The 6,427-nt window shown below is 67.8% G+C and carries 5 protein-coding genes; 2 read left to right on the top strand and 3 right to left on the bottom strand.

Features of this window, described 5'->3' with window-relative positions:
- Positions 1-152: 152 nt before the first annotated feature.
- Genes AB0472_RS27155 through AB0472_RS27145 form a run of 3 tightly spaced genes read right to left on the bottom strand, consistent with a single transcriptional unit; the run spans position 153 to position 2,493 of the window.
- Positions 153-722, bottom strand: coding sequence for a VOC family protein (locus tag AB0472_RS27155; protein WP_366359883.1), 570 nt, complete (start codon positions 720-722; stop codon positions 153-155).
- Positions 719-1,258: a VOC family protein gene (locus tag AB0472_RS27150; protein ID WP_366359881.1), complete on the bottom strand. Its 540-nt coding sequence runs from the start codon at positions 1,256-1,258 to the stop codon at positions 719-721. The genes AB0472_RS27155 and AB0472_RS27150 overlap by 4 nt, the downstream gene beginning before the upstream one ends.
- Positions 1,255-2,493, bottom strand: coding sequence for an alpha/beta fold hydrolase (locus AB0472_RS27145; RefSeq protein ID WP_366359879.1), 1,239 nt, complete (start codon positions 2,491-2,493; stop codon positions 1,255-1,257). Before AB0472_RS27145 ends, AB0472_RS27150 begins: the two co-directional genes overlap by 4 nt.
- Positions 2,494-2,698: 205 nt before the next feature.
- On the opposite strand from AB0472_RS27145, the gene AB0472_RS27140 reads away from it, so the two are divergent.
- Positions 2,699-4,876, top strand: coding sequence for a thiamine pyrophosphate-dependent enzyme (locus AB0472_RS27140; protein ID WP_366359877.1), 2,178 nt, complete (start codon positions 2,699-2,701; stop codon positions 4,874-4,876).
- A gap of 32 nt (positions 4,877-4,908) precedes the next feature.
- Complete coding sequence (locus AB0472_RS27135) at positions 4,909-6,213, top strand: dihydrolipoamide acetyltransferase family protein (RefSeq protein ID WP_366359875.1); 1,305 nt, start codon at positions 4,909-4,911, stop codon at positions 6,211-6,213.
- Positions 6,214-6,427 lie beyond the last annotated feature (214 nt).

Below are 6,427 nucleotides of genomic sequence, written 5' to 3'. Positions count from 1 at the left end.
TGGCGCGGGAGGCGTCGAGCACCAGGTAGAGGAAGAGGCCGTTGCCGCCCCGGCCCTTGACGAAGGCCGGCTCGGACTACCGTGCCGGGGAGTCGGCGCTCCCTCGGCCGGTGACGGCGGAGGGTCCGACGAGGCCTCGCGCCATGGCCTTCCTATCGTTGCGAGTGATCCGGCAGCTCCGGCTGCCACAATCGCACTGCCCCGCCCCCGCTCTGATGGAGCGCAGCCTCGTAGGCCTTTCCCTGCGGGAAGGAGACGAGTTCCAACTGCATACCCCACGGGGTGAGGAAGTACAGCCAGCGCTGCCCGGTACTGGGGCCTGTGCTCTCGGTCGGCTGCCCCAGCAGCGTCACCCCGTGCGCCCGAAGGTGGGCGACGGCGACGTCCAGGTCCTCCACATAGAAGGCCAGGTGATGTCCGCCCACGTCGCTGTTCCGGGGCGGGACAGGGTGCTGGTCCGGGGATTCGTACTGGAACACCTCGAAGTTGGGTCCGTTGGCGCACCGGAAGAAGGCCAGGCGCTGCATCACGGCCCGGGGATGGACGTTGAGATGGTCGGTCATCCATGTGTCGTCGGACCGGAACGGCCCCAAGGTGTAGACGAGTTCGCACCCGATGACCTCGGTGAAGAACCGGGTGGCCGCTTCCAGGTCGGGTACCGTGAAGCCGACGTGCTCGACACCGGCCAGCCCCGGCAGACCACGGCCGTGGTCCTGCGTCACCGTCCGACCTCGGGCAGCGACTCCGACGGCCTGCGCCGGCCCGGTACCTCGATGGCCTCGACGATCAGGCCGACGCTCTCCTGGGTGTCGAAGTAGGCGAAACCGCCGTCGCCGTCCTGTCCGTAACCGCTGCCGGACTGGAGCAGCTCCACACCGCTCGCCGTCACCTCACGAATCGCCTTCTCCACGGACGGAACCCGGAATCCCAGATGATGGAGGCCGTAGCCGTGTTCGCTGATCCATTCCGTGTAGATGCTCGGGCCCTCGAGCGACTCGATCAGTTCCACTTGAGGCGCGCTGCCGGTGAGTGCGACCCGCATACGGAACGTGCCGGGCCGACCGCGGTAGCTCAGCTGCGGAACCGTGTCGGGCCCGTAGGTGTAGACGAGCCACTCGTCCGTGCCCACCAGGGCGGACCAGGTCTCGATGCCCGCTGCCAGGTCCGGCACGAGAATGCCGACCTGGCCCACCGGCAGCCCCGCCAGCGGCGCCGGAAGCACGCCGGGACGGGGCAGACCGCCGGGAAGCCCGGTCATCGCCGGCTCTCCTTCACGAAATCGCGAACCGTCTGGTTGAACTCGACGGGGTTCTCGATCATCGGATAATGGCCGGTGCCCTCGAGCACCGAGATGCGGCTTCCGGGGATACGGCTGGAGACCTCCTCGACCATCGCCTGCGGGACCAGCCAGTCGGCGTCTCCGCGGAGCAGCAGTACCGGGCTCTTGATCCGCCCGACCTGGTCGCGTCGGTCGAAACCGGCGTAGCCGGTGAGATCCGCCGCGATCACCTCCGGGCAGACCCGGCGCAGCTGCCAGATCACCTCGCGTGCCCGCTCGGGCGGGGTGCGGTAGCCGGTCATAGAGCTGGACCAGCCCTCCAGGATCTGCGCTCCGTTCAGCAGGAGCATTTCCAGCAGCGTGTCACTGACGGTGGGTGTGTAGTCGGAGCCCTCCGCCGAGATGACGGCCCGGTAGAAGTCCGGCCGGCGGGCGGCGAGTTCGAGAACCATGTTGCCGCCCATCGAACAGCCCACGATCGCCGGATTCTGCAGGCCCAGAGCGCCGATGAACGCCTCGTTGAAGTCGGCGTGGTCACTGATGTCGCGAAAGGCGCCGCCGACCGGTTCCAAGGTCTTGCCGTGGCCGGGGGCGTCGATGGAGATGACGCGGAATTCGTCGGACAGTCCCTCAAGGACATGCCGGTACATCAGGGTGTCCTGGCCTGCCGCGTGGATGCAGACGATCGGATCTCCCTCGCCGGCCTCTTCGTAGTACGTCCGCAGGCCGTTGACCTCGATGTAGTGGCCGGTGAGCGCGGTGTGGCGGCCCGTCTCGGGGTCCGGGGAGTACGGGCCGGGCTCGGCCGCGGGCTTGCCCGCCGTGGACAGCGCACCGAGCAGACGCCACATGGCCTTGACGTTGCGCATGGCGGCGATGCCGTCGCCCTCGACGGTGATCTCGCCGAGACCCGGGGACGTCCCCTCGAACCAGTCGGTCTCACCGTCGATCACGCGGCGCCATTCGGCGTCCGGGGCGACGAGGGTGACGTCCGCGCCCTGCGGGTGGGATCCCTGCCGCACAGAGACCACATGCCCGTCACGTGTGTCCACCGTCCAGGAGCCGTGATCACTGCGGAACTCGATGCGGGCGGGGAAGTACCTGGCCGCCTCCGTCCACTCCGCGTCCGCGTTCAGTTCGGCTCGGACCGCCTCCCACCAGGAGTCCTGCTCGAACTCCTTGAGGTCGGCGGTTCCCCTCGGTGCCTTCGACATGACCATCCTCCATTGGATCCATGTTGGTTTCACGCCGACCATCACTCGTCGAACATCCCTAGTCAATGCCCCTACCGGCAATGCCTTAGTAACATAATGATAACTTCACCTTGCGTATGGATCCATTCGACGGGAACGTGGGACAACCGCAAGAGCTGGGCGTTCGAGCCCGGCCGAGCCATGTGCTCATGTTTGGGAGGCATCCGTGCCCACACACAAGAAGCTCAGCCCAGCTGCCCCCTGGGTCGAGGTCACCGCGACGAAGAAGGACTGGGACGCCGCCGATCCGGCACTGTTGACCTCCATTTTCGTCCAGACACTTCTCATCAGGACTTTCGAGGAGTACGTGCTCTCCCTGGCGTCCCAGGGACTGGTACACGGGCCCGCCCACTCGAGCGTGGGGCAGGAGGGCGGAGCCGTCGGCTCGGTGCTCACGCTCACCGCGAGCGACTACGTCAACGGCTCGCACCGCGGACACCACCAGTTTCTCGCCAAAGCCCTCGGCTACGTGGCACCCGACGGGATCGACCCGCGGCTTCCCCTCCCCGAGGCGGTTCGCACCGTGCTCTCCCGAAGTCTGGCGGAGATCTGCGGACTGGCCGACGGGTTCTGTCGCGGACGCGGTGGATCCATGCATCTGCAGTGGCGTGAAGCCGGCGCGATGGGCACCAACGCCATCGTGGGAGGCGGAGTCCCGCAGGCCGCCGGCTTCGCCTGGTCCGCGCGCCATGCAGCCACGGACGCGGTCTCCGTCTCCTATTTCGGTGACGGTGCGGTCAACATCGGATCCGTACTGGAGACGCTCAACCTCGCCGGTGCCTGGCAGCTCCCCGTATGCTTCTTCATCGAGAACAACCGGTACGCCGTCTCCACCCGCGTCGACGAGGTCACGGCCGAACCCCGGCTGTCCGCACGGGGGTTGGGCTTCAACATCCCCAGCTGGCGCGTCGACGGCATGGACCCCCTCGCCGTCCATCTGGCCACCAGCGAAGCGGTCGCCCATATGAGGGCCGGTTTGGGGCCCACGGTCGTGGAAGCGGACGTCTACCGCTACTTCCACCAGAACGGCCCGTTCCCGGGGAGTGCCTTCGGCTACCGCTCCAAGGAAGAGGAGAGGGAGTGGCGGGACCGCGACCCGCTGGCGCTCGTCATCTCCCACCTGATCCGCCGGGGCATCTTCACCGAGACCGAGGTGGCCGACTGCACGGCACGCGCCAAAGCCGAGATGGAGGCCGTGGCGAGCGAACTGCTCGAGCCGAAGCCCGGCGGCAAGCCGGGTCAGCAGCAGATCAAACCGAACCTGTGGCCCGACCCGGACTTCCGGGACGTCGGCGTTCGCGGAGACCTCAAAGAGTTCGATGGAGCGCGCACAGCCGATCTCTCCTCCTTCCAGGGCCGGTTGCAGGACCGCAGGTTCATCGACGTCGTGGCCGACGTCATGGGCCGGCGTATGGCCGAGGACGAGCGGATCGTCGTCCTGGGAGAGGACGTCCACCGGCTCAAGGGCGGCACGAACGGCGCCACCCGCGGACTGTTCGAGGCCTTCCCCGACCGCGTCCTCGGTACGCCGATCAGCGAGAACGCGTTCGCCGGCCTGGCCGGCGGCATCGCGCTCGAGGGCCGCTACCGGCCCGTCGTCGAGTTCATGTACGCGGATTTCATGTGGGTGGCCGCCGACCAGTTGTTCAACCAGATCGGCAAGGCCCGGCACATGTTCGGGGGTACCAACGACGTCCCCCTAGTGCTGCGCAGCAAGGTCGCCATGGGTACCGGCTACGGCTCCCAGCACTCCATGGACCCCGCCGGGATCCTCGCCACCGCTCCGGGATGGCGCATCGTCGCACCGTCCACCCCGTTCGACTACATAGGCCTGATGAACAGCGCGCTGCGCTGCAACGACCCCGTTGTCGTCCTGGAGCACGTGGACCTCTATCCGACGACGGGCGGAGTCCCGGCGGACGACCTCGACTTCTGCCTGCCCGTGGGGAAGGCCGCGGTACGGCGCTCCGGCTCGGACCTCACCGTGTTGACCTACCTCGCCATGACGAACTACGTCCTGGAGGCGGTGGAGAACAGCGACCTCGACGCAGAGGTGATCGATCTGCGCTGGCTGGACCGCGCAAGTATCGACTGGGACACCATCGGCGAAAGCATTCGCAAGACCAACAACGTACTCATCGCCGAGCAGGGAGCCGTCGGCACCTCCTACGGCGGTTGGCTGGCGGACGAGATCCAGCGCCGCTATTTCGACTGGCTGGACCAGCCGGTCCAGCGGGTCACGGGTGGCGAAGCGTCCCCGAGCATCAGCAAGGTGCTGGAACGGGCCGCCATCGCCCAGGCCGACGAGGTCACCACAGCACTCAAGAACATCACCGGTCGCTGAACCGCATACACCTATGCACCACGGAGGAAACCATGGCTGAGCTACTCCGCATGCCGGAGGTCGCAGCCGGTTCGACAGCAGCGGTTCTGTCAGGCTGGCCCGTGCCTGAGGGCGCGTCGTTCCAGGCGGGTGACGCGCTCATGATCGTCGAGACCGAGAAGGCCGAGGTGGACGTCCCGGCCACCGTCCGGGGAACGCTGCTCAAGGCCCTTGTTCCCGAGGGGACCGAGGTGGAGGTGGGCAGCCCGATTGCGGTGATCGCCGCGCCGGGTGAGGAGGTGGGCGACCTCGCCGAGCTGCTCGCGAAACTGGGTGTGGTGGAATCGGGAGAGACCAAGTCGGCGGTTCGGCGGGATGTGCCCGACAGCGGTCCGCTCGCCGAGACTGCACCGTCACCGGATTCCGCTGCCGCGGCTTCGGAGGTGCGGCTCTTCTCCAGTCCGCTGGCACGACGGCTGGCCCGCGAAGCGGGCATCTCCATCAGCACCATCACCGGAACAGGGCCCGGAGGCCGAGTCGTCCGCAACGACGTCAACGCGGCCATCGCCGCGCGGGCATCACAGCCGACCACCGCTCAGGCCCCGACCACCGCCCCGGCACCGGCCTCCGAGACCGCTGCTCCTGCGCCCTCGTCGCCGGTCGCTGTCGGCAGCGCGGCGTACGAAGCGATCCCGCATTCGCGGATTCGCCGCGCCATCGCCGGCAGGCTCACCGAGAGCAAGCAGAGCGCTCCTCACTTCTACCTGAAGGGACAGGTCCGCGCCGGGGCCCTCCTCGCCCTGAGGCAGCGGATCAACGCGGAAGCCGGGGTGAAGATCTCGGTCAACGACCTGCTCATCAAGGCGATTGCGCGGGCACACGTGCTGGTGCCGGAGATGAACGTCATCTGGACGGCGGAGGCGGTGCACCGCTTCCACTCGGTCGATGTCTCGGTCGCCGTGGCGACCGAGGGCGGTCTGGTCACTCCCGTACTGCGGGATGTCGACTCGCTCTCCTTGTCGGCCGTCTCCGCCCAGGTGCGCGCCTTCAGCGAGCAGGCGCGCAACGGCACCTTGCGCCAGAGCGATCTGGAGGGCGGGTCGATCACCATCAGCAACCTCGGCATGTACGGAGTCGAGGAGTTCAGCGCGATCATCAATCCCCCGCAGGCAGCCATCCTGGCCGTCGGCACCACGACACGGACACCGGTCGTGGCCGAGGACGGCAGTCTGGAGGCAGCCGATGTGATGACGCTGACGCTCTCCGCGGACCACCGGCCCGTGGACGGTGCTCTGGCGGCACGGTGGTTCGCCGCCCTGCAAGAGAGCGTCGAGAAGCCGATGCGGCTGCTGATCTGACCGTACCCTGCTCCGTCCCCACCGCGGCCAGGGGACGGAGCAGGTTCCTGTCCAGGACGCTTCGGGTGCGGCAGCGATCTCCCAGGTCTGCGGCGTGGCGCCGGTCTTGAGTGCACGTAGCGAAGACGAGATCGGTTCGATCTTGCCGCAGTGGGGTCGTGGTCAGCTGCGCGTGCCTGTGCCGCGTCGGGCCTTCGCAGTCCTCGACCACGGT

The sequence above is a fragment of the Streptomyces sp. NPDC086777 genome, from assembly GCF_040702065.1.
Taxonomy (GTDB): Bacteria; Actinomycetota; Actinomycetes; order Streptomycetales; family Streptomycetaceae; genus Streptomyces.
The sequence above is the reverse complement of the archived record's forward strand: the minus strand, read 5'-3'. Positions and strand labels throughout refer to the sequence as shown.